This is a genomic window from Nocardioides cremeus (assembly GCF_030518195.1).
GTDB lineage: Bacteria > Actinomycetota > Actinomycetes > Propionibacteriales > Nocardioidaceae > Nocardioides > Nocardioides cremeus.
The window spans coordinates 1-208 of record NZ_JAULSC010000503.1 but is presented as its reverse complement, the minus strand read 5'-3'; the positions used below and the strand labels follow the sequence as shown (position 1 = coordinate 208).

Sequence of the window (208 nt, the reverse complement as noted above, 5' to 3'; positions counted from 1 at the left end):
GACCTTCCTCAAGGCCTGGCGGCACGCCGAGCGCTACGACCCCGCGCTCGCGTCGCTGCGGGTGTGGCTCTTCGGGATCGCGCGCACCGTCGTGATCGACCCCGCGCGCGCCGCCCGGGTGCGGCCCTGGCAGTCGGCCCTCGCGGGCGACGAGGCGGTGCAGGCCGCGGTCCACGACGCCGGCGGCACCGAGGGCGACCCCTCCGAG

Annotated in this window: 1 protein-coding gene; it reads left to right on the top strand. The window is 78.4% G+C overall.

Annotated elements, in window-relative coordinates; genetic code table 11:
• On the top strand, positions 1 to 208 hold a 208-nt coding region (locus QWJ41_RS21885; protein ID WP_302710603.1), incomplete at both ends, for a sigma factor.